The sequence below is a fragment of the Streptomyces sp. URMC 126 genome (assembly GCF_051386555.1).
Taxonomy (GTDB): Bacteria; Actinomycetota; Actinomycetes; order Streptomycetales; family Streptomycetaceae; genus Streptomyces.
Window position 1 is genome coordinate 1 of the sequence record NZ_JBPQTX010000583.1, and the last position, 1,661, is coordinate 1,661.

The following is a 1,661-nucleotide window of genomic DNA, read 5'->3' on the forward strand; positions in this document are numbered from 1 at the left end:
GTGCGCGGTGCGCGGTGCGCGGTGCGCGGTGCGCGGTGCGCGGTGCGCGGTGCGCGGTGCGCGGTGCGCGGTGCGCGGTGCGCGCGGGCAATGGTGCGGGGTGCGAGTGCGCGCGGCACGCGGCAGCGGTGCGCGGTGCGGATGCACGCGGTGCGGATGCAGGCGGTGCGGATGCAGGCGGTGCGGATGCAGGCGGTGCGGAGGGTGCCGGTGCAGGGACGCGCGGTGCGACAAGCGGTCGGCGGACGGCGCTGACGCGGGATTCGGTCGTCGGACGGGGCTGACGCGGGGGGCCGGCCGACGGACAGCGACGATCAGAGACCCGCCGACCGGCAGCGCCCTCGCTGGGACCCGCCGACAGGCAGCACCCACGCGAGGGCCAGTCGTCGGATGCGCCGTCTTCCGGTGTCCGCGGGCGCGGGTGGCTTCGGCTCGGTTCCGAGGGGCCCGGCGGCCGGGGGCTCCCGTAGGGGGCTTGCCGCCGACCCCGCCGGTTTCGGTCGCGGTATGCGCGGGCGTCGGTGGGGAGTCCCGTCGGCGAGCTCGCCGCGCGTTCGGTCTCACAGGGTCCGCAGGCCGTTGATGACCAGGCGCAGGATGCTTTCGTCAGGGGGTTCCGCCGGAGGGATCGGGCGGTCGACGCGGACGATGCCGGCTTCGAAGAGGTCGCCGACGAGGACGCGGACGACGCCGGAGGGGAGGCCGAGGCGGTCGGCGAGTTCGGCGACGGAGCGGGGGTCCTGGGCCGTCAGCTCCGCGATGCGGAGGTGTTCGGGGCCGAGCCGGTCGTCGGTGCCGTCGGGGGGCCGCACGGCGACGACGAACGCCGTGCGGTCGAGCCGGTGCTGCCCGGCGCCCCGGGTGCGTCCGCGGGTCATGGCGTACGGCCGGACCACCGGGCCCGCCGCGTCGTCGTACCAGTGGTCCGGTTCTCCGGTCGTGTTCCCGGTCCCGCCGTTTCCGGCCGTCCGTCCGGTCATCCGCCGGCGGCCTCGCCGGCGCGAGGGGAGCTCGCCAGGTGGGCGCCGACGCGCTTGACGAGCAGGGTCATCTCGTAGGCGATCAGGCCGATGTCGGAGTCCGCCTCGGCGAGGACGGCGAGGGCGCTGCCCTGGCCGGCGGCGGTGACGAAGAGGAACGCGTCGTCGAGTTCGACGACGGTCTGGCGCACCTGTCCGGCGTCGAAGCGGCGGCCCACGCCCTTGGCGAGGCTGTGGAAGCCGGAGGCGACGGCGGCGAGGTGTTCGCCGTCCTCGCGGGTGAGGCCGGCGGAGGAGCCGACGGCGAGGCCGTCACCGGAGAGGACGAGGGCCTTGCGGATGGTGCCGACGCGCTCGACGAGGTCGTCGAGCAGCCAGTTGAGCTTGCCGTTTCCCGCGGGCTGTGCCGTGGTGGTGTCTGCCGACGCGTTGCGTATGGCGGTCATCGACCGTCCCTTTCGTTGGTGGTTCCTGCGCTGTCGTGCTCGGTGGGGGGCGGGGCGTCCGCCCGGCCGCGCCGCCATCCCCGTTGCAGGGCGGCCATCCGGGCGCGGACCTCTTCGGGGTCGCGGGCCGTCTCGTGGTCGTCCGGCTCGGCGGCGGCCCGGAGGGTCCCCCTGACCAGCGGGGCGAGGCCGGCCTGCCGGACGCGGCGGGGCAGGCCGGTGGGCGGGGTGGGCT

At 76.3% G+C, this 1,661-nt stretch carries 3 protein-coding genes; all 3 read right to left on the reverse strand.

Features of this window, described 5'->3' with window-relative positions; all coding sequences use genetic code 11:
• Window positions 1-560: 560 nt before the first annotated feature.
• Window positions 561-980, reverse strand: coding sequence for a DUF742 domain-containing protein (locus ACSNOK_RS32905; protein WP_436784450.1), 420 nt, complete (start codon window positions 978-980; stop codon window positions 561-563).
• Window positions 977-1,426, reverse strand: a complete 450-nt coding sequence (locus ACSNOK_RS32910) for a roadblock/LC7 domain-containing protein (RefSeq protein ID WP_436784451.1) — start codon at window positions 1,424-1,426, stop codon at window positions 977-979. Before ACSNOK_RS32910 ends, ACSNOK_RS32905 begins: the two co-directional genes overlap by 4 nt.
• Window positions 1,423-1,661, reverse strand: a 239-nt coding sequence (locus tag ACSNOK_RS32915) for a hypothetical protein (protein ID WP_436784452.1), incomplete at its 5' end; no start/stop codon positions are given. The genes ACSNOK_RS32910 and ACSNOK_RS32915, both read right to left, overlap by 4 nt.

Bases quoted from the DNA above. Each gene is read 5' to 3' on its own strand.
- ACSNOK_RS32905 (WP_436784450.1), bottom strand. From the start codon at position 980: ATGACCGGACGGACGGCCGGAAACGGCGGGACCGGGAACACGACCGGA.
- ACSNOK_RS32910 (WP_436784451.1), bottom strand. From the start codon at position 1,426: ATGACCGCCATACGCAACGCGTCGGCAGACACCACCACGGCACAGCCC.